22 protein-coding genes, 1 pseudogene and 1 riboswitch are annotated in these 21,885 nt (G+C 62.9%); of the genes and pseudogenes, 16 read left to right on the top strand and 7 right to left on the bottom strand.

Annotated elements, in window-relative coordinates; all coding sequences use genetic code 11:
- Positions 1–60: 60 nt before the first annotated feature.
- Both fabI and EJ079_RS30935 read left to right on the top strand, forming a co-directional pair.
- Complete coding sequence (gene fabI, locus EJ079_RS30940; protein ID WP_127397646.1) at positions 61–879, top strand: enoyl-ACP reductase FabI; 819 nt, start codon at positions 61–63, stop codon at positions 877–879.
- Between the two features lie 46 nt (positions 880–925).
- On the top strand, positions 926–1,513 hold the full coding sequence (locus EJ079_RS30935) for a histidine phosphatase family protein (protein ID WP_127397647.1): 588 nt from the start codon (positions 926–928) through the stop codon (positions 1,511–1,513).
- 167 nt (positions 1,514–1,680) lie between these two features.
- Here the strand turns inward: EJ079_RS30935 and EJ079_RS30930 are convergent, their stop codons facing one another.
- Positions 1,681–1,941 carry a DUF1344 domain-containing protein gene (locus EJ079_RS30930; protein ID WP_027035965.1) on the bottom strand — a complete coding sequence of 87 codons (261 nt, stop codon included), beginning with the start codon at positions 1,939–1,941 and terminating at the stop codon, positions 1,681–1,683.
- 280 nt (positions 1,942–2,221) lie between these two features.
- Between EJ079_RS30930 and aroC the strand changes: the two genes are divergently transcribed.
- Positions 2,222–3,322, top strand: a complete 1,101-nt coding sequence (aroC, locus tag EJ079_RS30925; RefSeq protein WP_127811012.1) for a chorismate synthase — start codon at positions 2,222–2,224, stop codon at positions 3,320–3,322.
- Positions 3,323–3,448: 126 nt separating this feature from the next.
- A complete protein-coding gene (gene ribB, locus EJ079_RS30920; RefSeq protein ID WP_127811011.1) occupies positions 3,449–4,549 on the top strand; it encodes a 3,4-dihydroxy-2-butanone-4-phosphate synthase in 1,101 nt (366 codons plus the stop codon).
- 149 nt (positions 4,550–4,698) lie between these two features.
- Here the strand turns inward: ribB and EJ079_RS30915 are convergent, their stop codons facing one another.
- Positions 4,699–5,922, bottom strand: coding sequence for an MFS transporter (locus tag EJ079_RS30915; RefSeq protein WP_127811010.1), 1,224 nt, complete (start codon positions 5,920–5,922; stop codon positions 4,699–4,701).
- Between the two features lie 121 nt (positions 5,923–6,043).
- Between EJ079_RS30915 and EJ079_RS30910 the strand changes: the two genes are divergently transcribed.
- Together EJ079_RS30910 and EJ079_RS30905 are read left to right on the top strand one after the other, a co-directional pair.
- The gene (locus EJ079_RS30910; protein WP_127268181.1) at positions 6,044–6,652 is read left to right on the top strand and encodes a TetR/AcrR family transcriptional regulator; all 609 of its coding nucleotides are present in this window, start codon (positions 6,044–6,046) and stop codon (positions 6,650–6,652) included.
- Between the two features lie 287 nt (positions 6,653–6,939).
- Complete coding sequence (locus EJ079_RS30905) at positions 6,940–7,923, top strand: hypothetical protein (protein WP_245481765.1); 984 nt, start codon at positions 6,940–6,942, stop codon at positions 7,921–7,923.
- Between the two features lie 122 nt (positions 7,924–8,045).
- On the opposite strand, the pseudogene bluB reads toward EJ079_RS30905, so the two are convergent.
- Positions 8,046–8,675, bottom strand: a pseudogene (gene bluB / locus EJ079_RS34095) (5,6-dimethylbenzimidazole synthase); the annotation flags it as partial.
- Between the two features lie 47 nt (positions 8,676–8,722).
- A riboswitch (cobalamin riboswitch) is annotated at positions 8,723–8,904 on the bottom strand.
- A 121-nt stretch (positions 8,905–9,025) separates the two neighbouring features.
- Here bluB and EJ079_RS30895 point away from each other — a divergent pair.
- From EJ079_RS30895 to EJ079_RS30870, 6 genes are all read left to right on the top strand, one after another.
- Positions 9,026–9,952 carry a histone deacetylase family protein gene (locus EJ079_RS30895; RefSeq protein ID WP_127270331.1) on the top strand — a complete coding sequence of 309 codons (927 nt, stop codon included), beginning with the start codon at positions 9,026–9,028 and terminating at the stop codon, positions 9,950–9,952.
- 3 nt (positions 9,953–9,955) lie between these two features.
- Entirely contained in the window at positions 9,956–10,207 is a 252-nt protein-coding gene (locus EJ079_RS30890) for an exodeoxyribonuclease VII small subunit (RefSeq protein ID WP_127268720.1), read from the top strand.
- A 111-nt stretch (positions 10,208–10,318) separates the two neighbouring features.
- Positions 10,319–10,585, top strand: a complete 267-nt coding sequence (locus EJ079_RS30885; protein ID WP_127811009.1) for a DUF2277 domain-containing protein — start codon at positions 10,319–10,321, stop codon at positions 10,583–10,585.
- Between the two features lie 39 nt (positions 10,586–10,624).
- Positions 10,625–11,545, top strand: a complete 921-nt coding sequence (locus EJ079_RS30880) for a pirin family protein (RefSeq protein ID WP_127811008.1) — start codon at positions 10,625–10,627, stop codon at positions 11,543–11,545.
- A gap of 129 nt (positions 11,546–11,674) precedes the next feature.
- On the top strand, positions 11,675–13,588 hold the full coding sequence (gene dxs, locus EJ079_RS30875) for a 1-deoxy-D-xylulose-5-phosphate synthase (protein WP_127811007.1): 1,914 nt from the start codon (positions 11,675–11,677) through the stop codon (positions 13,586–13,588).
- Positions 13,589–13,752: 164 nt separating this feature from the next.
- A complete protein-coding gene (locus tag EJ079_RS30870) occupies positions 13,753–14,046 on the top strand; it encodes a hypothetical protein (protein WP_127811006.1) in 294 nt (97 codons plus the stop codon).
- 83 nt (positions 14,047–14,129) lie between these two features.
- On the opposite strand, the gene EJ079_RS30865 is transcribed toward EJ079_RS30870, so the two are convergent.
- Both EJ079_RS30865 and EJ079_RS30860 read right to left on the bottom strand, forming a co-directional pair.
- Positions 14,130–15,011, bottom strand: coding sequence for a GNAT family N-acetyltransferase (locus EJ079_RS30865; protein ID WP_245481764.1), 882 nt, complete (start codon positions 15,009–15,011; stop codon positions 14,130–14,132).
- Positions 15,012–15,277: 266 nt separating this feature from the next.
- Entirely contained in the window at positions 15,278–16,273 is a 996-nt protein-coding gene (locus EJ079_RS30860) for a sterol desaturase family protein (RefSeq protein WP_164874016.1), read from the bottom strand.
- Between the two features lie 324 nt (positions 16,274–16,597).
- On the opposite strand from EJ079_RS30860, the gene EJ079_RS30855 reads away from it, so the two are divergent.
- The 4 genes from EJ079_RS30855 to EJ079_RS30840 all read left to right on the top strand — a co-directional run bounded on the left by EJ079_RS30855 (position 16,598) and on the right by EJ079_RS30840 (position 19,547).
- On the top strand, positions 16,598–17,362 hold the full coding sequence (locus tag EJ079_RS30855; protein ID WP_127811004.1) for a TlyA family RNA methyltransferase: 765 nt from the start codon (positions 16,598–16,600) through the stop codon (positions 17,360–17,362).
- Positions 17,359–18,600 (top strand): class I SAM-dependent RNA methyltransferase, encoded by a 1,242-nt coding sequence (locus EJ079_RS30850; RefSeq protein ID WP_127811003.1) that lies wholly within the window; start codon positions 17,359–17,361, stop codon positions 18,598–18,600. Before EJ079_RS30855 ends, EJ079_RS30850 begins: the two co-directional genes overlap by 4 nt.
- Before the next feature lie 76 nt (positions 18,601–18,676).
- Positions 18,677–19,048 (top strand): antitoxin Xre/MbcA/ParS toxin-binding domain-containing protein, encoded by a 372-nt coding sequence (locus EJ079_RS30845; protein WP_127270326.1) that lies wholly within the window; start codon positions 18,677–18,679, stop codon positions 19,046–19,048.
- Positions 19,041–19,547 carry an RES domain-containing protein gene (locus EJ079_RS30840; RefSeq protein ID WP_127270325.1) on the top strand — a complete coding sequence of 169 codons (507 nt, stop codon included), beginning with the start codon at positions 19,041–19,043 and terminating at the stop codon, positions 19,545–19,547. The genes EJ079_RS30845 and EJ079_RS30840 overlap by 8 nt, the downstream gene beginning before the upstream one ends.
- A gap of 40 nt (positions 19,548–19,587) precedes the next feature.
- On the opposite strand, the gene tldD is transcribed toward EJ079_RS30840, so the two are convergent.
- Both tldD and EJ079_RS30830 read right to left on the bottom strand, forming a co-directional pair.
- On the bottom strand, positions 19,588–21,000 hold the full coding sequence (gene tldD, locus EJ079_RS30835; protein ID WP_127811002.1) for a metalloprotease TldD: 1,413 nt from the start codon (positions 20,998–21,000) through the stop codon (positions 19,588–19,590).
- A 156-nt stretch (positions 21,001–21,156) separates the two neighbouring features.
- A complete protein-coding gene (locus tag EJ079_RS30830; protein WP_013532781.1) occupies positions 21,157–21,711 on the bottom strand; it encodes an invasion associated locus B family protein in 555 nt (184 codons plus the stop codon).
- Positions 21,712–21,885: the final 174 nt, after the last annotated feature.

Below are 21,885 nucleotides of genomic sequence, written 5' to 3'. Positions count from 1 at the left end.
GGCTCTGTGCCTGTGCGATAGGGCAACCCACAAAGCTGAAATCTTGCGGAGAGCGCTGACATGGCGGGTGGACAGGGCCTAATGGCCGGCAAGCGCGGCCTCATTCTTGGCGTCGCCAACAATAGGTCGATCGCCTATGGCATCGCCAAGTCGTGCGTCGACCATGGCGCCGAGATAGCGCTGACCTATCAGGGCGAGGCGTTCAAGAAGCGCGTCGAGCCGCTGGCGGCGGAACTGGGCGCCTTTGTCGCCGGCCATTGCGACGTCACCGATCCGGCGAGCCTGGACGAGGTTTTCGCCAATGTCGCCAAACATTGGGGCAAGCTTGATTTCCTGGTCCACGCCATCGCCTTCTCCGACAAGGATGAACTGACCGGCCGCTATGTCGAGACGACGCGCGACAATTTCCTGCGCACCATGGACATTTCGGTCTATTCCTTCACCACCATAGCCAAGCGCGCCGAGGCGCTGATGACCGATGGCGGCTCGTTGCTGACGCTGACCTACTACGGCGCCGAAAAGGTCATGCCGCACTACAACGTCATGGGTGTCGCCAAGGCGGCGCTCGAGGCCAGCGTGCGCTACCTGGCGGTCGACCTCGGCGCCAAGAAGATCCGCGTCAACGCCATCTCGGCCGGCCCGATCAAGACGTTGGCCGCCTCCGGCATCGGCGATTTCCGCTACATCCTGAAGTGGAACGAGTACAATTCGCCGCTGAAGCAGACGGTCACGCAGGAGGAAGTCGGCGATTCCGGCGTCTATTTCCTGTCCGACCTGTCGCGCGGCGTCACCGGTGAAGTGCACCACGTCGATTCGGGCTACCACGTCGTCGGCATGAAGGCGGTCGACGCGCCTGATATTTCGACGGTCAAGGACTAACGCCCGGCCAACCGTCGTCCGTCCCGATCCCGCACCGGAAGACCTGATGTACCCGCTGGTTTATATCGCGCGCCACGGCCAGACCGCGTGGAACGCCGAAATGCGACTTCAGGGGCAGGCCGATACCGATCTCAACGCTCTTGGCCGCGAACAGGCGACCGGCAACGGGCTTCGGCTAGCCGCGTTGGTCCCAAATCCCTGGGAATTCGATTTCCTCGCCAGTCCGATGAAACGGACGCGCGAAACGATGCAGCGTGTTCGCGCCGCGATGAAGCTCGATCCGGATGCCTATCGAACCGATCCGCGCCTCGTCGAAGTCAATTTCGGCGATTGGCAGGGATTTACCTTTCCCGAGCTCGAGACAGGATATCCCGGAGCAAGCAGGACGCGCGCTCTGGACAAATGGAACTTTCAGCCGCCCGGCGAAGGTGCGGAGAGCTATCAGATGCTGCTCGAACGGGTGAGGCCATGCTTCGACGCGATCGAACGCCAGACGATATGCGTGACCCATGGCGGCGTCATGCGCACCTTGTTTCGCTTCGTTCTGGGGCTGGCCGAGGACGAGGCCGCGAACCTGGAAATACCGCAGGATCGCCTGCTCAAGCTCGAAGGCAAGAGTCTGGAGTGGCTTTAATGCATGTCGCCCAAAAGTGGCCCCGGTTTTGGGAGAACGGCATGCATAAAACAAAGACCTAAAGCGGGTCGCCTGAATCCGTTCAGACGCGACACGCTTTAGGCCATTGGCAGGCGGCTCGGCGAAAGCTGAACCGCAAACACAGCATTCAATTGAGGTTGGAAGCTCTAGTTGGCAGAGCTGTCCGGCAGTTCCATGTCGGTGACGATGTTTTCGCCATTGGTCACATCGTAGGCGATGACGATGTCCATGCCCGGCTTCAGCGCGTCGAGATCGGTCTCGGCGTTCAGCTTGTAGGACTTGCCGTCATCCAGCGTCAGCGTCGCCGTATCCTTGTCGATCTTCTTGATCAGGCCTTCGGTCTGGCCGGCGAAAGCGGCGGTGGAAAGCAGCAGCGTGGCGGCAATGGCGCCAATCAGGGTACGCATGATCGTTCCTCTTTATCATTGCGCCGGCATGGCGGCGGGCGTTCAACGGCGGATGGAGCAGAGCAGAAACCAACCGAATGTGTCAAAACTAAATCCGCCAGATCACAGTTTGACCCCTGTGAAAAACGCCAATAGAAGGCAACCTACAGCGCCGCGCGTCCTCTTGGACGCGCAAAGGACGCTGTAGCATTGTTGATTTTGCGCATGATCCTTTCCGAAAATCGCTCCGATTTTCGGGGTCATGCGCCAAGCCGGCTCCGCTGCCGGGCAGGGTCATTTCATGTCTCACAACACGTTCGGGCACCTTTTCCGCGTCACCACCTGGGGCGAAAGCCATGGCCCGTCGCTCGGCTGCGTGGTCGACGGCTGCCCGCCCGGCATCCGCTTCACTCGAGCCGACATCCAGGCCGACCTCGACAAGCGCCGGCCGGGGCAATCACGTTTCGTGACGCAGCGTCGCGAACCGGATGAAGTGAAGGTGCTGTCCGGCTTCATCTTCGACGAGGACGGCGAGACGATGATCACCACCGGCACGCCGGTGTCGATGCTGATCGAGAATGTCGACCAGCGTTCAAAGGATTATGGCGAGATCGCCCGCCAATACCGGCCGGGCCATGCCGACTACACCTATGAGGTCAAATACGGCGTGCGCGATTATCGCGGTGGCGGCCGCTCCTCGGCCCGCGAGACGGCAGCCAGGGTGGCGGCCGGTGCCTTGGCGCGCAAAGTGGTTCCGGGCGTTGTGGTGCGCGGCGCGCTGGTGTCGATGGGCGAAAAATCCATAGACCGCGCCAACTGGAACTGGAATTTCATCGGCGATGCCGAAAATCCGTTCTTCACCCCCGATCCGGCCTCCGTACCCGTCTTCACCCAGTATCTCGACGGCATCCGCAAGGCGGGCTCCTCGGTCGGGGCGGTGATCGAGATCGTCGCCGACGGCGTTCCGCCAGGCCTCGGCGCGCCGATCTATGCCAAGCTCGATCAGGACATCGCCTCCGGCCTGATGTCGATCAACGCGGTCAAGGGCGTCGAGATCGGCAACGGCTTCGAGGCCGCCCGCATCACCGGCGAACAGAATGCCGACGAGATGCGCATCGGCAATGACGGCAAGCCGGTGTTCCTGTCCAACAATGCGGGCGGCATCCTCGGTGGCATCTCGACCGGCCAGGCGATCGTCGCCCGTTTCGCCGTCAAGCCGACCTCGTCGATCCTGACGCCGCGAAAGTCTATCGACAAGGACGGCAGGGACGTCGAGATCATGACCAAGGGCCGCCACGATCCATGCGTTGGCATCCGCGCCGTGCCGATCGGCGAAGCAATGGTTGCCTGTGCTATCGCCGATCATTATCTGCGGCATCGGGGACAGACGGGAAGGGAATAGGGGAATAGGGGAATAAGGGAATAGGGGAATATGTTGCGCTCTTAGCCCGGCCGGCCAATCTTTTTGCTTTTCCCTACTCCCGTACTGCCCTACTCCCTTATTCCCCTGCGAGCGAAGCGAGTACCCATGCCTTACGACCAGAAGAAAATCGTCGAAGCCCTGCGTGCTTTCGAACGCGGCGAGATCGTCGTCGTCATGGATGATGACGGGCGCGAAAACGAGGGCGATCTGATCGTCGCCGCTGTCCACTGCACGCCCGAAAAGATGGCGTTCATCGTTCGCCACACCTCCGGCATCGTCTGTACGCCGATGCCGCGCGAAGAAGCCAAGCGGCTGAACCTTGCGCCCATGGTCGCCGACAACGATTCCGCCCACACCACCGCTTTCACCGTCAGCGTCGATTTCAAGCATGGCACCACGACCGGCATCTCGGCCGAAGATCGCACTTTGACCGTACGCAATCTTGCCAACGGCAATGTCGGTGGCTCGGATTTCGTCCGCCCCGGCCACATCTTCCCGCTGATCGCGCGCGAAGGCGGCGTGCTGATGCGCTCCGGCCATACCGAAGCAGCGGTCGATCTGTGCAAGCTCGCCGGCCTGCCGCCGGTCGGCGTCATTTCCGAGCTGGTCAATGATGACGGCACCGTCAAGCGCGGCCCGCAGGTGCAGGCTTTCGCCGAGGAGCATGGGCTGAAGCAGGTTTCGGTCGCCGACCTCATCGCCTACCGGCAACGTAAGGAAACTCTGGTCGAACGCGTCGCTTGCTCGGAAATCGACACGCTCGGCGGCAAGGCACAGGTCTTCACCTACACGCTGCCGTGGGACTCCATGCACCACGTCGCCATCGTCTTCGGCGACATTCGTGACGGCGAGGAGGTCCCGGTGCGCCTGCATTCGGAGGATGTGGTGACCGATGTGTTCGGCACCAGCCACCGGCTCGACGCCATCATGAAGGAAATGGGCGAGCGCAGGCGCGGTGTCATCGTCTATCTCAGAGAAGGTTCCGTCGGCGTTGCGCATCAGGAGCGCAAACGACCGGCAAGCGGCGACCGCGAGGATCACGAAGAGGCCCGCCGCCGCGAAAACGAGTGGCGCGAGATCGGGCTTGGCGCGCAGATCCTCAAGGATCTCGGCATCTCCTCGATCAACCTGATCGCCTCGCGCGAACGCCACTATGTCGGCCTCGAAGGTTTTGGCATCCACATCGCCAAGACCGAGATCCTTTAGGATATATCGATATTCAGGTGAGGCCGGCCTGCAAATGGCGGCTTTCTGCGCTTTCCGGTGCTCACGGACCGGGAAGTCCGCTGCGCTCCGGTTCTCGAAATCCATCATTTTCGGCTCGGCCTGACCTGAATCTCAACATATCCTGGCGGTCACTCGGCCGGAACGGCGGCTGCTTCACATCCGTCCATCTCGCACTCAGTCGTGGCAAGGCTGCGCTGGCCAAGCAGTACGGCGATCAGTGCAATCGTGCCTGAAGCCACCGACACCCAGAACCCGCTCTGGGCGCCGAACGCATCGACCATCGCACCGGCGGCGAACGAGCCCAGCGCCATGCCGATGCCGATGCCGGTCATGACCCAGGTGATGCCTTCGGTCAGCATCGCTTCCGGCACATGCCGCTCGATCAGGCCGAAGGCGGTGATGAAGGTAGGCGAGATCGCCACACCGCTGATGAACACGGTCAGCGCCAGCAGCGGCACGGTGTCGGCGGTGAGCGGCAACAGCGTGCCGAGCGCGACGAGGGCGACTGCGATGGCCAACTGGCGTTGCAGCGGCGCCTTCAGGCTGAGCGCGCCGACGATGATGCCGAGCACGAACGATCCCAGCGCATAAACGCCGATGACAAGGCTGGCGGCGCCCGGTTGGCCAAGCTCCTTGGTGATCGCCACGGTGGTCACTTCCGTCGTCGCGAAGGTCGCGCCGATGAAGATCAGGGCGAGGGTGATGATCTGAACCGGCCGCAGGCGGATCGCCGAGCCGCTTGAGTTATGGTCCACCGGCCGCACTTGCGGCTCCGTCGAGCGTTGCAGGATGAAGGCCGCTGATCCGAATGCGAGAAATAATGTGCTCACCAGAACGCCGGCTTCCGGGAATAGGGCGGCACTGAGGCCGACCGACAGCGATGCCCCGGCGATATAGACCAGTTCATCGGCCACGGACTCGAAGGCGAATGCGGTGTTCATCTGCGGCCGCCCCCGGAAAATCTCCGTCCAGCGCGCGCGCACCATCGCAGGTATGCTTGGCATGGCGGAGGCCAGCAGTGCCGATACGAACAGCGTCCAAACCGGCCAGTTCTGGTTGGCCGCCGCTATCAGGACCGCGAAAGCCAGCACCGCGATGATGGTGGTGGGCACCACGATTCGTGTCTGGCCCAGGCGGTCCACCAGTCTCGATATCTGCGGCGCGGCGAAGGCGTTGGCCAGCGCGTATGTCGCCGAGACCGCACCCGCCAGCCAGTATTCGCCGCGCGTCTGCGACAGCATCGCCACGATGCCGATTGGCGCCATGGCGATCGGCAGGCGCGCCATGAAGCCGGCGGCCGCAAAGCCCTTGGCGCCGGGGGCACGAAAGATTTCCGCGTAGGGATTTTGCATCGGTTGGTTCCTCGACAAAGGACGATTGGACAATTACATACGGAGCGTATGATCATTAAATAGGCCATACGTCGCGTATGTCAATTGGCATACGTTGCGTATGTGAATAGGGCCAGAAGCCATGCACAGACCCCGCAAGGAGATGATCGCCGAGACGCGCGCCAAGCTGATCGCGGCGGCCCGTCATGCCTTCGGCACAACAGGCTATGCGGAAGCCTCGATGGATGATTTCACCGCTTCGGCCGGGCTGACGCGCGGCGCGCTCTATCATCATTTCGGCGACAAGAAGGGGCTGCTGCAGGCGGTCATAGCCCAGATTGACGGCGAGATGGCGGCGCGCATCAATGAGGTCGCGTCGAGAGCGCCGACCCGTTGGCAACATTTCGTCGACGAGTGCTCGACCTATATCGAGATGGCGCTGGAGCCGGAAATCCAGCGCATCATGTTCCGGGATGGCCCGGCCGTGCTGGGGGATCCAGCGCAATGGCCGAATTGCAGTGCGTGCATCGCTTCAATGACCGACCATCTGACCGCGCTGCAGGAGGAGGGGGTCGTTGTCTCCAGCCTCGACCCCGAGACGGCCTCGCGACTGATCAACGGAGCGAGCAGCCAGGCAGCGCAACGGATCGCCAATTCGAGCGACCCCGAAGCGACGTCGAAGAAGGTGGTGACGGCGTTCAAGCAACTGCTCGAAGGCCTGCTCAAGAAGCCGGATCCGCAGTCGAATTGAAGTTCTCACCGGAGCTTTCGTGCCGGCAGCTGTTCACGATAGGAATTTTTTCTTGACTCGGTGACCTCAGCTAAGGTACATATTCGTCCATGGTGCTGATTTGCGCCAGTGACCCGCCGCACAGGCGGGTTTTTCGTTTGATGCTCCGTCAGCCTACGCGCCGGCGAAGGCTCCGAAGAAACCCGTTAGCCCGAATTCGTTGCCCTTTGGCGTCAGGGCCGTCAATTGACAATCGCCGGGTTGAGTCCATCCTCTTCCACCATCTCTGAGGCGGAGATTCGGGGCACATGTGGGATTTTGAGATCGGCCGGTCGGTGTCCATCATGATGCGGACCTGGCCGTTCATCGTCTTTCGCATGATCGTCTATTTCGGCATCACGCTGGCCTACATTATGGCGACGGGCACCGGCGCCTCGGTCGGCTATGGCGTCGGCCATATCTCCACTGATCCCGACGGGCCCATGTCCTTTGCCCTGTGGGGCGGCGTGGTCGGGTTTGGCCTCGTCTCGATCGCTGTGTATTGGATCCGCGAATACATCCTCTATGTCGTCAAGGCCGGCCACATCGCCGTCATGGTTCATCTGATCGACGGCCGCGACATTCCCGGCGGTCAGGACCAGATCGCCTATGCCAGGGATATCGTGACCCAGCGTTTCGCCGAGGCCAACATCCTTTTCGTCGTCGACCAACTCGTCAAGGGCGCCATCCGCGCCATCACCGGCCTGCTCGGCGGCATCGCCGCCTTCCTGCCGATACCGGGCCTGAGCGGCCTGGTCTCCTTCATCAACACGGTGATCCGCCTGTCGCTGACCTATGTCGACGAGATCATCCTCGGCTACAACATCCGCATCAATTCAGCCTCGCCCTTCGAGACGGCGCGCCAGGGCGTCGTGCTCTATGCCCAGAACGGCAAGGTCATGGTCAAGAACGCCGTCTGGCTGGCGGTCATCATGTGGGGCGTGTCGTTCATCATCTTTCTGATGATGCTGGCGCCTGCCGGCGCGATTCTGTTCCTGATGCCTGGCCAGCTCGCCGGCTGGGCTTTTGTGCTCGCCATCGTCTTCGCCTGGGCATTCAAGGCGGCGTTCATTGAACCCTTCGCCATCGCCTGCCTGATGCAGGTCTATTTCAAGACCATCGCGGGCCAGGTGCCGGATCCGGCCTGGGACGCCCGGCTGGCCGAGGCGTCGTCGAAGTTCAGGGAGCTCAAGGACAAGGCGCTCGCCTCCTTCGGCGGTTCGCGCTGGGCTACGGCCGGCGCCACACCCTGATCGGCCGGGCGGGTGATGTCTGGTGAGGCAGAAACGGTGTTGAGGCGCGCCACGGTGGATTTGAGCTGTGTCTCGCCTTGCCCGGAAAAGGTCTCGCTCATGATCAGCTCCGGCAGCGGCAGCCGCCGTCCCCAGCCATGCGTTTCAAGGTCCGGTTTGGGAGCGAACTCGGAAACACGGCCCACGCAGAGATAGGCGATCGGCGTTACGTGGTCCGGAATGGCCAACAGCCGCTTTAGCGCCTGCGCTTCGATGATACTGACCCAGCCTACACCGACGCCCTCGGCACGCGCGGCCAGCCAGAAATTCTGCACCGCGCAGACGGTGCTGTAGAGATCCATCTCCGGATTGTGCCAGCGTCCCAGCGGCGAACCCTTCGAGCGCTGCCGGTCGCAGGTGATGCAGATGTTGAGCGCGCTTTCGCAGATGCCTTCCAGCTTGAGCTTGCGGTAGAGTTCCTGCCGCTCTTCGTCGATCGCCGGCAGTTCCTGCTCGCGCGCGGCCAGGAACAGGTCGCGCACCTCCGCCCGTCGCTCGATGTCACGAATGACAATGAAATTCCATGGCTGCATGAAGCCGACCGATGGCGCGTGATGGGCAGCAAGCAGCAGCCGCGCCAGCACGTCGTCATCGATCGCGGTGGGCAGGAAATGGCTGCGCACGTCGCGCCGTGTGAACATGGCGCGATAGACCGCATCGCGCGCACTCTGGTCAAATCCGTCGCCAACAGCAGCGGTCAGGTGTTCCGGCATCGCTTGTCCCCTTGCGATTGCAATTGATATCATCCGCCTGACCATGCGGATGACGATGCCTGCCAGGCCGGTCTTCTGGCTCGGGATCAACCCGCGTCCGGTGCCTTCCCGTCATCGACAGTGGCATTTTACCGGCGCGGTCCCCCTCACAGCGTTGGGCACGCCACGGAATTCAACCGTGTTCCCGATTCTCCCGCTTGCGGCGGGCACCAGGCAGTACCAAAAACCTTACGCCGAAGTGCTGAGGACGCCAATGCTTGCAGCGACGCGAATGGACGCAGTCGCGATTTTCCCCAGTCATCGGCCGCCCGTGCATGGCCTTTGTCGATCCGGGTCACTAGATTAGGACGATGACCACCCGTCTCTACACCCATCCGATCTTCCTCGAGCATCTCACGCCGCCCGGACATCCCGAGCGGCCCGACCGCTTGCGTGCCATCGAGCGCGTGCTCGATGAGGAAGCCTTTGCCGGGCTCGATCGTATCCAGGCGCCGGAAGGCGACGAGGCCACCATCCTCTACGCGCATCCCGCCGATTTCGTCGCCCGCGTGCGCGCCGCCATTCCCGACGAGGGGATTGCCCGCATCGATGCCGACACCACTGCCAGTCCGAAGAGCTGGCAAGCGGCGATCACCGCGATCGGCGCCGCCAACGCCGCCGTCGATGACGTCTTTTCGGGCCGCGCCGACAACGTCTTCGTCGCCGCCCGGCCGCCCGGCCATCATGCCGAAAAGACCACGGCCATGGGCTTCTGCCTGTTCAACACGGCGGCGATCGCGGCGCGTTATGCGCAGAAGAAACACGGTGTCGAACGCGTTGCCATCGTCGACTGGGACGTGCATCACGGCAATGGCACGCAGGACATTTTCTGGGACGATCCGTCGGTGCTCTATTGCTCGACACACCAGATGCCGCTTTATCCCGGCACCGGAGCGAAGAACGAAACGGGCGCCGGCAACATCGTCAACGCGCCGCTGGCGCCGCAGACTGGCAGCGAGGTGTTTCGCGATGCCTTCCTGTCGCGCGTCCTGCCCGCGCTCGACAATTTCGCGCCCGACCTGATTATCATTTCGGCGGGGTTCGACGCGCACCACCGCGATCCGCTGGCCGAGATCAATCTGACCGAGGATGATTTCGATTGGGCGACCGGCCAACTGATGCAGCGCGCGGCACGCCACAGCGGCAACCGGCTCGTCAGCCTGCTCGAGGGCGGCTACGATCTGCAGGGATTGGCATTTTCGGTCGCCGCCCATGTCGGGCGACTGATGAAAGGATGAATGATGGCCGATGAGACCAACGAAGACGTCAAGGCGATGAGCTTCGAGCAGGCACTCGATGCGCTGGAGAAGATCGTCGATGATCTGGAGCGTGGCGACGTGCCGCTCGACCAGTCGATCAAGATCTATGAACGTGGCGAGGCGCTGAAGGCGCATTGCGACCGGCTGCTGAAGGCCGCCGAGGACAAGGTCGAGAAGATCAGGCTGTCGCGCGACGGCAAGCCGGTCGGAACGGAGCCGCTCGACGCGGATTGAGGCCCGGTCCGAACGATGGCCTCGCCTCACCGGTTTTTGGACATGATCATGATCGAGGATATAACTCGTCCCAATTGAAAGAGCTCAAGGACAAGAGGAGATACGGAAGCGATGTGCAGAAACATCAAGACCCTGTTCAATTTTGATCCGCCGGCAACCCCTGACGAGGTGCGCGACGCGGCTCTTCAGTTCGTCCGCAAGCTGAGCGGAACGACGCGGCCCTCGAAGCAGAACCAGCACGCCTTCGACCATGCCGTCGAAGCCATCGCGGCCTCGGCGCGCGAACTGCTCGATTCCCTGGAAACCCATCAGCATCCGCGTAATCGCGGAGAGGTGGCGGCCAAGCTGCGGGCAAAGGCGGCCATTCGCTTTGCCTGACGCGGCCAGGCGGCCTTCGACGGCCGACAAGGAGAGTCCATGAGCTTCTTCCCCGGGAAAGACCCTGAGGCAGGCGACGCCTTTGCCAGCGACCAGATCGAATTGATGGTCATTCCGAACGCCAAGGACATCGGTGGTTTTCAGGTGCGCCGTGCCCTGCCGACGGCAAAAAGGCGGCTGGTCGGGCCGTTCATCTTCTTCGACCGCATGGGTCCTGCCATCCTGCGGGCCGGCCAGGCGCTCGACGTCCGTCCGCATCCGCATATCGGCCTGTCGACGGTCACCTATCTGTTCGACGGCAAGATCCGGCATCGCGATTCACTCGGCACCGAAATGGTCATTCAGCCCGGCGACGTGAATTTGATGACCGCCGGCCGCGGCATCGTCCATTCGGAGCGTACGCCGGAGGAACTGCGTGGCGCGCCGATGTCGGTATCCGGCCTGCAGACATGGCTGGCGCTGCCGGACGACAAGGAAGAGGTGGCACCGGTTTTCGAGAACACAGGAGCGCTCAGGCTTCCCGAGATCGATGCCGAAGGCGTCAACGGGCGCCTCATCATCGGCGATTTCCAGGGGTTGCGGTCGCCGGTCAGGGCCGACTCGGAGACGCTCTACGCCGACCTGCGCCTGGCGCCCGGCGCCAGCGTGAAAATCCCTGCCGATGCGGAAGAGCGCGCCATTTACACGCTGGAAGGCGAGGTCTCGATATCAGGTGACGTCTTTCCGGCGGAACGGCTGCTGGTGTTCCGTCCCGGTGACGAGATCGTCGTATCGTCGCAGACCGGTGCACATTTCATGCTGTTTGGCGGCGCCTCGCTCGGTTCGAAGCGTTACATCTGGTGGAATTTCGTCTCATCGTCGAAGGAACGCATCGAACAGGCCAAGCAAGAATGGAAGACGGGCCGCTTCGACATCGTTCCAGGAGACGAGGAAGAATTCATCCCGCTGCCGGAAAGCTGATGCCTGTCGCCGGAAAGTGGCAGAACGAAATGCATAGACAAAGACTAGGGCCTGATCCGCGTCACTGACACGCATTTACTTTCGCCGGCCGGCGACCTATTTCGCCCATCAACCGAAAGCCTCAGCACCGTGAACGCACCGCCGCATACGCCACTTCTCGACAAGGTCCGCATCCCGGCCGACCTGCGCACGCTTGCGGAAAGTGAACTGCCGCAATTGGCGTCCGAGCTTCGCGCCGAGCTGGTCGACGCCGTGTCCCGCACGGGTGGTCATCTGGGCGCCGGGCTTGGCGTGGTCGAGCTGACAGTGGCGCTGCACTATGTCTTCAACACCCCCGATGACAGGCTGATCTGGGATGTCGGCCACCAGGCCTATCCGCACAAGATCCTGACCGGCCGCCGCGACCGTATCCGCACGCTGCGCCAGGAAGGCGGTCTGTCCGGCTTCACCCGCCGCGCCGAGAGCGAGTACGATCCCTTCGGCGCCGCCCACTCCTCGACATCGATATCGGCCGGCCTCGGCATGGCCGCCGCCCGCGATCTCTCCGGCGGCCGCAACAACGTCATTGCCGTCATCGGCGACGGCGCCATGTCCGCCGGCATGGCCTATGAGGCGATGAACAATGCCGGTGCGCTCGATGCACGGCTGATCGTCATTCTCAACGACAACGACATGTCGATCGCGCCGCCGACCGGCGCGATGAGCGCCTATCTGGCGCGGCTGGCCTCCGGCAAGGCCTATATCGGCCTGCGCGATTTCGGCAAGAAACTGACGTCCTATCTCGGCAAGCGCGCGGATCGTGCGATCACAAGGGCGGTCGAGCATGCACGCGGCTACGTCACCGGCGGCACGCTGTTCGAGGAACTCGGCTTCTATCACATCGGCCCGATAGACGGCCACAATCTGGAGCACCTGATCCCGGTCCTGAAAAATGTCCGCGACAATGGCGAAGGCCCGGTGCTCATCCATGTCGTCACCCAGAAGGGCAAGGGCTATGCGCCGGCCGAAGCCGCCGCCGACAAATATCACGGCGTCAACAAGTTCGACGTCATCACCGGCGCGCAGGCCAAGGCGCCAGCCAACGCACCGGCCTACACCAAGGTGTTCGCCGAAAGCCTGGTCCAGGAGGGCCGCGAGGACGACCGCATCGTCGCCGTCACGGCCGCTATGCCGAGCGGCACCGGTCTCGACCTGTTCGGCGAAGCGTTCCCGTCGCGCACCTTCGATGTCGGCATCGCCGAACAGCACGCGGTGACCTTCGCCGCCGGCCTTGCCACCGAAGGCTACAAGCCGTTCACGGCCATCTATTCCACCTTCCTGCAGCGCGCCTACGACCAGGTCGTCCACGACGTCGCTATTCAGAAACTGCCGGTGCGGTTTCCCATCGACCGCGCCGGTTTCGTCGGCGCCGATGGCGCGACCCATTGCGGCGCCTTCGACACCACCTTCCTGGCGACACTGCCGGGTTTCGTCGTCATGGCGGCCGCCGACGAGGCGGAGCTGCGCCACATGGTGCGCACCGCGGCGAGCTATGATGAGGGTCCGATCGCCTTCCGCTATCCGCGCGGCAATGGCGTCGGCGTCGACATGCCGGAGCGCGGCTCGGTTCTCGAAATCGGCAAGGGCCGCATCGTCAAGGAGGGTACCAAGGTTGCATTGCTGTCTTTCGGCACGCGGCTGCAGGATTGCCTGATCGCCGCGGAGGAGCTAGGTGCTGCCGGGCTGTCCACCACGGTCGCCGACGCCCGTTTCGCCAAGCCGCTCGACCAGGATCTGATCCGGCGGCTGGCCCGCTCGCATGAGGTGCTGGTGACGGTGGAGGAGGGCGCCGTCGGCGGCTTCGCCAGCCACGTGCTGCAGTTCCTTGCCCATGAGGGCCTGCTGGAAAGCGGCCTGAAGGTGCGTCCGCTGGTGCTGCCCGATGCGTTCAGCGACCACGCCAAGCCGGAAAAGATGTATGCCGATGCCGGGCTCGATGCCGCCGGCATCGTGCGCACCGTGTTCGTGGCACTCGGGCACACAGTCCACGCCCAGCGCGCCTGAATCCCAGCGCGCCTGAATCAAAGTCTCAAAGACTTGAATCAGTTTGCCGGCACGCGATCTTAAGGCATTGTTTACGCTGCCGTTTGGCGCTTTGCTTACCGTGTCTCTTGGCCGTTTTTCAATGGCGCCCTGCTAGATCGTGATCAGGCAGGGAGACAACAACAATGAAAACGCTTCTGTGCGGCGCAGCACTTTGCGCCGTTATCATCGCGCCGGCCACAGCCGAAACGCGCTATGACCGCAGCCTCGAAAAGGCGGCGATGGGCATCATCGCCGGCAAGATGGGCGACATCCGCGGCGGCTTTTCCTTCAAGCAGGTGCCGCAATTGGTGGTTCTGCCGGCCCCTGTTCCCGCGCCTGCGGTTGCCATCGAGCCTGCACGCGAGCAAGCTTCGGGCGGCCGTGAGGATGGCTTGTCTCCAGCCGTCGAGCGCCCGGTTTCGCGAACCGTATTCTGAGCTGAAGACCAACAAGCCTATCGGGATTGCCCGATCGTTTCGCGCTTGCCGCTGTGCAGGCGATCTAAAAAGCGTCGGCAATGCTACTCTGCCGCAACCAGCTCCGCTTGCTGCGCCGATTTCTCGGGGCGCCAGGATTGCGCCGCGTGGCGGGCGCGGTCTGCCAGGGCGGCTAGGCGTCCGCGCAGGTTTCGTCCACCCACCACCGACGACAAGGTCACCGAATGCGTCGCAAAGCGGCGCTTGAAATCCTCGCCGCCGCAGAGAAAATCGATCGTGGTCAAGCCTCGGTCAAACGACCACTGGATGTAATCCATCATCAAGGCCATCCCCGGCGAGGCCCGTTCGAAGGCCGGATCATAGGTGGTGACGAAAGCCATCATCGTTCCATGCTGCTCGAAATTGATCGAGATGGCGATGATCTCGTCTTCGCGTTCGAGCACGAAGATGCGCAGCAATCCAAGCTTGGCCAGAACGGATATGAGTGCCGCCAGCGCGGGGGAGCCTTCGTCGAAGAGGTCCGAAACGCGGCCGTGTTTTGCAAGCCACAACCGCTTCAGCGCGGCGACGCGCTCCAGCACCGGCTCGCGGGCTTCGTGCGCATCCATCAGGCGGAAACGCAGCGCGCCGCCTTCCTCCATGAATTTGTAGCCACGGCGATAGTTTTGCCGAGTTTTCTTCGACTGGCTTTCAAACCATTGTGCGCCGCGTTGCCCGGCGCCGGAAACTCGATAGCTGACCTCGCTGCGGTGGCTTGGCTGCAAGATATTGCTCTGGCCTGGGGCGGCGGGACCAAGCAGGGTCCGGAATCGGGCATCAGGCAACAGACGATTGAGGTAGGCAAGATCGAAGCCGCCATCGTCGAGGATATGTTGCCAGAGTTGCGGCAGGATCTGTGGCTCGGCATCGGGAGCAACCAGGACATCGCCATAGTCGCAGTGATCTTTCGCCGCCCATTCCAGCATACGGATGCCTGAGCGCCAGAAGGTCGCGAGCGCAATGACGGCCTCGAGACGCTCGCCGCTCCAGACCAGGCCGATCCTGAGACCGCGACGGTCCTGATGCGGTGTGGTGTGCCACCAGGCCGAGATCCAGTCGGGATGCTGGAAAACGAGGCCGCCGGCGCGTTGCCAGAGCGTTGCCCAGGCGGGCGCGATTTCTGCCAGTCGCGCTGGCGAGGTCGCAATTTCGATCCGGTGCGTTCGCGGCATCCGGAACACGGCGGGTCCGTTCATGGCCTCCCCCTTTGCGGCGATTGCTGTGGCTCGGGCTTGTCGGTGCGGAAATGTCTGGCGATCTGCCGCCACATCCGCTTCAGCGGCAGGACATAGAGGCCTGCGAGCGACTGGTAGTCGCGCACGTTGCGTTCGATCAAACCGAACTTGAAGTCCTCGTCGGGTCTCGGAACGCACATGGTTCCGAAGAGCCGATCCCAGAACGAGAAGAGCAGCCCGAAGTTCTTGTCGTAGTGGCGCGGGTCGGTGCTGTGGTGCAGCTGATGCCAGTGCGGGCACAGGATCAGATTGTTCAACGGTCCAAACGAGATCTTGAAATGCGTGTGCCTGACGAAATCCATCATCAGGATGTTGCGTATGATGTAGACGTTGACGCCGAAGACCGTCAGCTCGACGAGGTTCAGCGACACCAGCGACCAGATGCCGAAGCAGATGCCGGGAATGACGCCGTCCCAGGCCCGGTTCATCAATTCGTCGAGCGGGTGGACGCGATCCTTGGTGATGCCGACCATCACCTCGGCCGAATGGTGGACCTTGTGCAGTTCCCACAGCACCGGGTAGCGGTGCTGGGCGACGTGGTAGAGATAGTACGAGATGTCGTAGGCAAGCAGCATGGTGATGGTGAAGATCGTCACCGTCACCGGCCCTGCCGGTCCTTCGATCAGGGGCGGCTGGATCGCCAGCAGCGTGGAGAGCAACCAGTTCGTCGCATAGCCGACGGCGCTGACGAAGACGACGCCGGCGGGCAGCATGAGGAATGGCATCAGCGCCTTCCGCGTCACCCAGAACAAAAGGTCGGCTTTCGCCGAAGGGTGCGTGATGACCTCATGCGGGACTGCGAACTCGAAAAACTCTTTCCAGCTCTTTTTCTCGACCGTGCGCCAGTAGGCGACCAGGGCGCTGACCAAAGCAGTCAGCAACAGAAGTCCGGTCGCCAGCAGGCCGGCGCCGGAAATCCGGTCAAGAACCTTGTAGACGATATCGCTGGCCATTTCCAAGGTTGCCGCCTCTTCATCCGGCTTTTCCGGTCGTCGCGGTCATAACATTGAAGTCCTCAAGCAAATGCGATGAAAATTGGTTAAGAAATCATGAGGCTTTCTAGATTTTAGGCACTTATCGGCAGGCGACGAGACCTCATGCTTCGGCGGTCATCCGTCTCAACCGGCGCAACGATAGATATTCATAGGGTGGTCGGCGTGACGGAACGCCTCACCATCGCCGCGGTCCAATGTGCTGGGCGTGATGATGGGAACGTGAGACGAGATGCTTCCGGCCGGTGCTCTTGCCATCGTCGTCGGCTTTCGCCATGAAGGCCGATGAATTCCCCTCTGCCAGCCAGCGCACGCCAGCGGCTCGACGACCTGCTCGTCCAGCGCGGGCTGTTTGCCAGCCGCTCACGTGCCCGCGACGCGGTCGAGCGTGGCACGGTGACCGTCGACGGCGTCATTGCGCGCAAGCCCGGCCAGAGCGTTTTGCCGCAATGCCTTGTTGCCATCGATGATCCGGCGCAAGGCTATGTGTCGCGCGCGGCACTCAAGCTGATCGGTGGGCTCGATCATTTCGGCCTCGACCCTGCCGGCTGTGAAGCGCTCGACATTGGCGCCTCGACCGGCGGCTTCACCCAGGTGTTGCTCGAGCGCGGCGTGGTCCATGTCACCGCGGTCGATGTCGGTCATGGCCAGATGCATCCTGATATCGGCGGCGACCCGCGTGTGACGGTGATCGAAGGACTGAACGCCCGCGATCTCGCCGTTGCCGATCTCAGCGGGCGTATTCCGGATTTCATCGTGTCCGACGTCAGCTTCATCTCGCTGAAACTGGCGCTGCCGCCGGCGCTTGATCTGGCGAAGGCTGGCGCCAAGGCCATGTTTCTGGTCAAGCCGCAATTCGAGGCGGGCCGTGATGCGATCGGCAAGGGTGGTCTGTTGAAAGATCCCTACGACGCCTCCCGTGTCGCCGGCCTGCTGCAGGATTGGCTGGACTCCGTGCCAGGCTGGCGCTCGCTGGGGCTGCATTTGTCGCCGATCGAGGGCGGCGACGGCAATCGCGAATTCCTGCTCGGTGGGATCAAGGACCGATGAGCGCGCGCTTCAGCATCAGGAAACTTGGCGCTCAGGGCGACGGTGTCGCCGAGACCGAGACAGGCGATCTGTTCATTCCCTTCACACTGCCCGGTGAAACGGTCACCGCCGCGCGCGAAAGGGATCGCGCCATGCTGATGGCGGTGCTGGAAGCATCGCCGCTGCGCATCGACCCCGCCTGCCGCCATTTCACCGAATGCGGTGGTTGCGCGCTCCAGCATTTCGAAGCCGGAGCCTATCGCCAGTGGAAACGCGAAAAAGTGGCGCACATCCTGAAGGGCAAAGGCATCGATTGCGAGATCGGCGAACTGGTCGCCTGCGCGCCGCAGACGCGCCGCCGTGTCGTGCTGGCCGCCCGGCGCACCGATACAGGCATGCTGCTCGGCTTCCATCGCCATCTGTCGCCGGAGATCATCGCCATATCGGAATGCCCGATCTCGCTGCCGGAGATCGTCGCTTCGCTCGATCGGTTGAAGGCGCTCGCCGAATTGGTCTGCGCAACCACCAAATCGTTCCGGCTGGCGGTCACCGTGACCGGTTCGGGGCTCGATGTCGCGGTTCACGAATCCGGCAAGCTCGGGGAGCACCAGCGCCGTATCGCGGCCAATTTCGTCATGGCGCAGGGCTTTGCCAGGCTGTCCATCGATGACGAAATCATCATCGAGCCGAAAAAGCCGGTTGTCATGTTCGGTAGCGTCGCTGTCGCCTTGCCCCCGGGCGCGTTCCTGCAGGCAACCGAGGCCGCCGAACAGGCGATGGCCGATATCGTCGGTGGGCATCTGAAGCGTGCCAAGAAGGTGGCGGATCTTTTCGCCGGCTGCGGCAGCTTTGCTCTGCGTCTGGCCGCGAAGTCGGAAGTCCATGCGGTGGAGGGCGATGCGGCAGCCCTTTCGGCCCTCGACCGTGGATCGCGTTTCGCCACTGGCTTGAAGCGGGTGACGGGTGAACGCCGCGACCTGTTCCGGCGGCCGTTGACGTTCAAGGAATTGAATGCCTTCGATGGTGTGGTGTTCGACCCGCCGCGCGCTGGCGCCGAGGATCAGTCGAAGCAGATCGCCCGTTCGGATGTGCCGTACGTCGCCGCGGTGTCCTGCAATCCGGTGACGCTCGCGCGAGATTTGCGCATCCTCATCGACGGCGGCTACATCCTGAAAAGCGTGACGCCGATCGACCAGTTCCTGTGGTCGCCGCATGTTGAGGCCGTGGCGTTGCTGGAGAAGCCGAAGCGGAGGCGGTAGGTCGCTTGTGCTTGAGTTGCGCGTGAATTGGGCCTATTTTGATACCGTACGCATCAAACTATGCTAGGTAATCGTCATGAACTCCGCAGCCCTCGAAGTTCCGGCGTCACGCTTTGGCGAGGAACGGTCGCCTTACCTTTCGGCAAGGCGTGTCGCGGAACAGCTTGGTGTCAACCTGACCGAATTGGCCGGCCTGATCGGGGTCGCGCGCAACACACTTGCCGCCAAGGCCGGCGCGCGCAAGGTCGACGCCGCCCTCAGCCCGATCGTCCGCATCCTGTCGATGGCCGGTGAAATGGCCGGCGGCGAGCAACGTGCGGCGATCTGGTTTAAGCACCAGCCGATCCCCGGCTGGGCGGGAAAGACCGCCTACGACCTGGTTCGCGAGGGCAAGACGGACAAGGTGCTGGCCTACCTGGAGGCCGTCCGCTCCGGCGTGTATGCCTGAGATCAGCCTGACCTTGTGGCGGGCCTTCGTACCGCGTTGGGCGCATCTGCCGCTTTCGGGCGAGGGCGCTGCCCACTTCGGCGGTCGCTGGAATCCGATTGGCGCTTCAACGATCTATGCGGCGCGCGAATTGTCCACCGCCTGGGCGGAGTACAATCAGGGCTTCGTCCAGCATCCGGCGTTAATTGCCCAACTAGAGCTCTCGGGCGCGCGCTTGGCCGATCTGACCGATGCCGCAATGCTGAGCGAATTGGCCATGACGGCGGGTATTCACCAATGCGAATGGCGAGACATGCTGGATCAGGGCCTTGTGCCCGAGACCCACAAGCTGCGGGATCGCCTGCTTGCCGATGGGGTGAACGGCGTGATCTATCCGTCCTTCATGTCGCCCGGCGGCACCTGCGTTGCGCTCTGGCGCTGGAACGAGGATGGCGCGCCGCGCCTGGAGGTCGTCGACCCCGACCGTCGTCTACCGAAATCGCCGGCATCCTGGCTTTAGGGCAATTCAGATGGGCGAGTAAGCTCGTCGACTGTTCTTATCAAACCCGCGTGCCGCCCACCGTCATCTGGTTCATGCGCAGATGCGGCTGGCCGACGCCGACGGGCACGCCCTGTCCGGCCTTGCCGCACATGCCGATGCCGGTGTCGAGCTTCATGTCGTTGCCGATCATCGAGACGCGGTGCATGGCGTCCGGACCGTTGCCGATCAGCATCGCGCCCTTGATCGGCTGCGTCACCTTGCCGTTCTCGATCATGTAGGCCTCGGTGCAGCCGAACACGAATTTGCCCGAGGTGATGTCGACCTGACCGCCGCCGAAGGAGACGGCATAGATGCCGTTCTTGACCGAGGCGATGATTTCGTCCGGCTCCATGTCGCCAGATGTCATGTAGGTGTTGGTCATGCGCGGCATCGGCTGGTGGGCATAGCCTTCGCGGCGGCCGTTGCCGGTCGCCTTCATGCCCATCAGCCGGGCATTCTGGCGATCCTGCATGTAGCCGACCAGCTTGCCATCCTCGATCAGCACATTGCGGGCCGAAGGTGTGCCTTCATCGTCGACGGTCAGCGAGCCGCGCCGCTCGGGCATCGTGCCGTCGTCGACGACGGTGACCCCCTTGGCGGCGACCTGCTGGCCGAGCAGGCCGGCGAAGGCCGAGGTCTTCTTGCGGTTGAAATCGCCTTCCAGCCCATGGCCGACGGCCTCGTGCAGCATGACGCCCGGCCAGCCGCTGGACAAGACGATGTCGAAAGTGCCGGCCGGGGCCGGTATGGCCTCGAGATTGACCAGAGCTTGCCTGAGCGCCTCCTTGGCGGCGTGCTTCCAGCTGTCCTCGACCAGGAATTCGCCAAACGCCTTGCGGCCACCCATGCCGTAGGAGCCGCTCTCCTGGCGGTCGCCATCGCCGACCACAACGGAGACGTTGATGCGGACCAGCGGGCGGATATCGCGCACCATTTGGCCATCGGCGCGCACGATCTCGACATGCTGCCAGGATGCGGCGAGCGATGCCGAAACCTGACGCACGCGCGGATCCTCGGCGCGCAGCCAGGCGTCGATTTCCTGCAAGAGCTTTGCCTTGGCCTCGAAGGAAGGCGAGGGGATAGGGTTCTCTTCGCCATAGAGATGGCGGTTGGTGCGGGCAGGTGCCGCGGCAAGCGTGCCGGAATAACCGCCCTTGACGGTTGAAACGGCATCGGCCGCGCGCAGCAGCGACGCTTCGGAGAGGTCGCTGGAATGCGCATAGCCGCTGGCTTCGCCGGCAACCGCACGCAGGCCAAACCCCTGGTCGGTGTTGAAGTTGGCGGTCTTCAGGCGGCCATTGTCGAACATCAGCGCTTCGCTCTCGCTGTATTCGAGGAACAACTCACCGTCATCGGCGCCGTTGATGGTCTCGGCGACGATCTGCTTGATGCGATCGTCTGAAATGTCGAATTGGCCGATCAGGCTGTTCATGGCGCGTCCGTTCACAGGAGGAATGGGTCTTTGCCACGATGTAGGCGCGAAGGCGCGCCGAGACAATCGCTCGGCCGCATTGTGAAGACAAAAGCGGTTTGCCAGCAGCCCGTCGACGTCACTTCTGGTTGATGATGCCGGTGATGTCGCAGGATTTCAGGGGAGGGCGGCGAAGCCGTCGGCAAAACCCTTGAGGTCGACCGGGATGCCGATGCCTTCTTCCGGGGTCTGGAAGACGATGAAGGTGGCCGACGTGCCGGTCTTCAGCGTGTCGAGAAGCGGCTTTTCGAGGATAACCTCGGCATAGCAGCCGTCCTGAAAGCAGCGCACGAAATAGGCGCGGCCGATGTCCTTGCCGTCGACATTGAGGCCGAGCCCGTTGGGCAAAAGCACGCCGAGCGGCGCCAGCACGCGCAGGATCTCCGCCTTGTTGTCGGCGGTGCGCAGCACCACGACCGACAGTCCCATCTCCGGACGGTCCTCGGCGACGACGTTCTGCATCATCACGCATTGTTCCGAGGTGGCACCGGCCGGCGTGTCGCAGATGATCGACCATGCGCCATGTGTCGAGCGCACGGTGCCGCTCGGCTGCGCGGCGTTCGCCGTGCCGGACACGATCGCGGACAAGCCGATGCCAGACAGGGCGGCGAAAAAGATGACCTTCGCCCAGTTTCTCGAAAACCGAGAGTTTCTCGAAAGCCAGTAATTCATGACGGCTCCATTGCGAATCACGGCACTTTAAGCCGCGCCAAAGCCAAGTAAAGGACGAGACCGCACCAGGTCTGCCCCGAAAAAGCCAATTGGGCGCTTTTCCCTGCCAATTTCGCCCGAATTGCGACGTTCGGCACCTGCGGCCCGCGGGAATGCTGCTGCGGGCTCACTGTA

Origin of the sequence: Mesorhizobium sp. M7A.F.Ce.TU.012.03.2.1, assembly GCF_004006095.1 — a bacterium.
Classification (GTDB): Bacteria; Pseudomonadota; Alphaproteobacteria; order Rhizobiales; family Rhizobiaceae; genus Mesorhizobium.
Note: the sequence above shows the minus strand (reverse complement) of the source record. Positions and strands in the feature narration are given on the sequence as shown.

What these genes read in the sequence shown, in the direction of transcription:
- fabI (WP_127397646.1), top strand. Translation starts at nt 61, where the DNA reads ATGGCGGGTGGACAGGGCCTAATGGCCGGCAAGCGCGGCCTCATTCTT.
- EJ079_RS30935 (WP_127397647.1), top strand. Translation starts at nt 926, where the DNA reads ATGTACCCGCTGGTTTATATCGCGCGCCACGGCCAGACCGCGTGGAAC.
- EJ079_RS30930 (WP_027035965.1), bottom strand. Translation starts at nt 1,941, where the DNA reads ATGCGTACCCTGATTGGCGCCATTGCCGCCACGCTGCTGCTTTCCACC.
- aroC (WP_127811012.1), top strand. Translation starts at nt 2,222, where the DNA reads ATGTCTCACAACACGTTCGGGCACCTTTTCCGCGTCACCACCTGGGGC.
- ribB (WP_127811011.1), top strand. Translation starts at nt 3,449, where the DNA reads ATGCCTTACGACCAGAAGAAAATCGTCGAAGCCCTGCGTGCTTTCGAA.
- EJ079_RS30915 (WP_127811010.1), bottom strand. Translation starts at nt 5,922, where the DNA reads ATGCAAAATCCCTACGCGGAAATCTTTCGTGCCCCCGGCGCCAAGGGC.
- EJ079_RS30910 (WP_127268181.1), top strand. Translation starts at nt 6,044, where the DNA reads ATGCACAGACCCCGCAAGGAGATGATCGCCGAGACGCGCGCCAAGCTG.
- EJ079_RS30905 (WP_245481765.1), top strand. Translation starts at nt 6,940, where the DNA reads ATGTGGGATTTTGAGATCGGCCGGTCGGTGTCCATCATGATGCGGACC.
- EJ079_RS30895 (WP_127270331.1), top strand. Translation starts at nt 9,026, where the DNA reads ATGACCACCCGTCTCTACACCCATCCGATCTTCCTCGAGCATCTCACG.
- EJ079_RS30890 (WP_127268720.1), top strand. Translation starts at nt 9,956, where the DNA reads ATGGCCGATGAGACCAACGAAGACGTCAAGGCGATGAGCTTCGAGCAG.
- EJ079_RS30885 (WP_127811009.1), top strand. Translation starts at nt 10,319, where the DNA reads ATGTGCAGAAACATCAAGACCCTGTTCAATTTTGATCCGCCGGCAACC.
- EJ079_RS30880 (WP_127811008.1), top strand. Translation starts at nt 10,625, where the DNA reads ATGAGCTTCTTCCCCGGGAAAGACCCTGAGGCAGGCGACGCCTTTGCC.
- EJ079_RS30870 (WP_127811006.1), top strand. Translation starts at nt 13,753, where the DNA reads ATGAAAACGCTTCTGTGCGGCGCAGCACTTTGCGCCGTTATCATCGCG.
- EJ079_RS30865 (WP_245481764.1), bottom strand. Translation starts at nt 15,011, where the DNA reads ATGCTGGAATGGGCGGCGAAAGATCACTGCGACTATGGCGATGTCCTG.
- EJ079_RS30860 (WP_164874016.1), bottom strand. Translation starts at nt 16,273, where the DNA reads ATGGCCAGCGATATCGTCTACAAGGTTCTTGACCGGATTTCCGGCGCC.
- EJ079_RS30855 (WP_127811004.1), top strand. Translation starts at nt 16,598, where the DNA reads ATGAATTCCCCTCTGCCAGCCAGCGCACGCCAGCGGCTCGACGACCTG.
- EJ079_RS30850 (WP_127811003.1), top strand. Translation starts at nt 17,359, where the DNA reads ATGAGCGCGCGCTTCAGCATCAGGAAACTTGGCGCTCAGGGCGACGGT.
- EJ079_RS30845 (WP_127270326.1), top strand. Translation starts at nt 18,677, where the DNA reads ATGAACTCCGCAGCCCTCGAAGTTCCGGCGTCACGCTTTGGCGAGGAA.
- EJ079_RS30840 (WP_127270325.1), top strand. Translation starts at nt 19,041, where the DNA reads ATGCCTGAGATCAGCCTGACCTTGTGGCGGGCCTTCGTACCGCGTTGG.
- tldD (WP_127811002.1), bottom strand. Translation starts at nt 21,000, where the DNA reads ATGAACAGCCTGATCGGCCAATTCGACATTTCAGACGATCGCATCAAG.
- EJ079_RS30830 (WP_013532781.1), bottom strand. Translation starts at nt 21,711, where the DNA reads ATGAATTACTGGCTTTCGAGAAACTCTCGGTTTTCGAGAAACTGGGCG.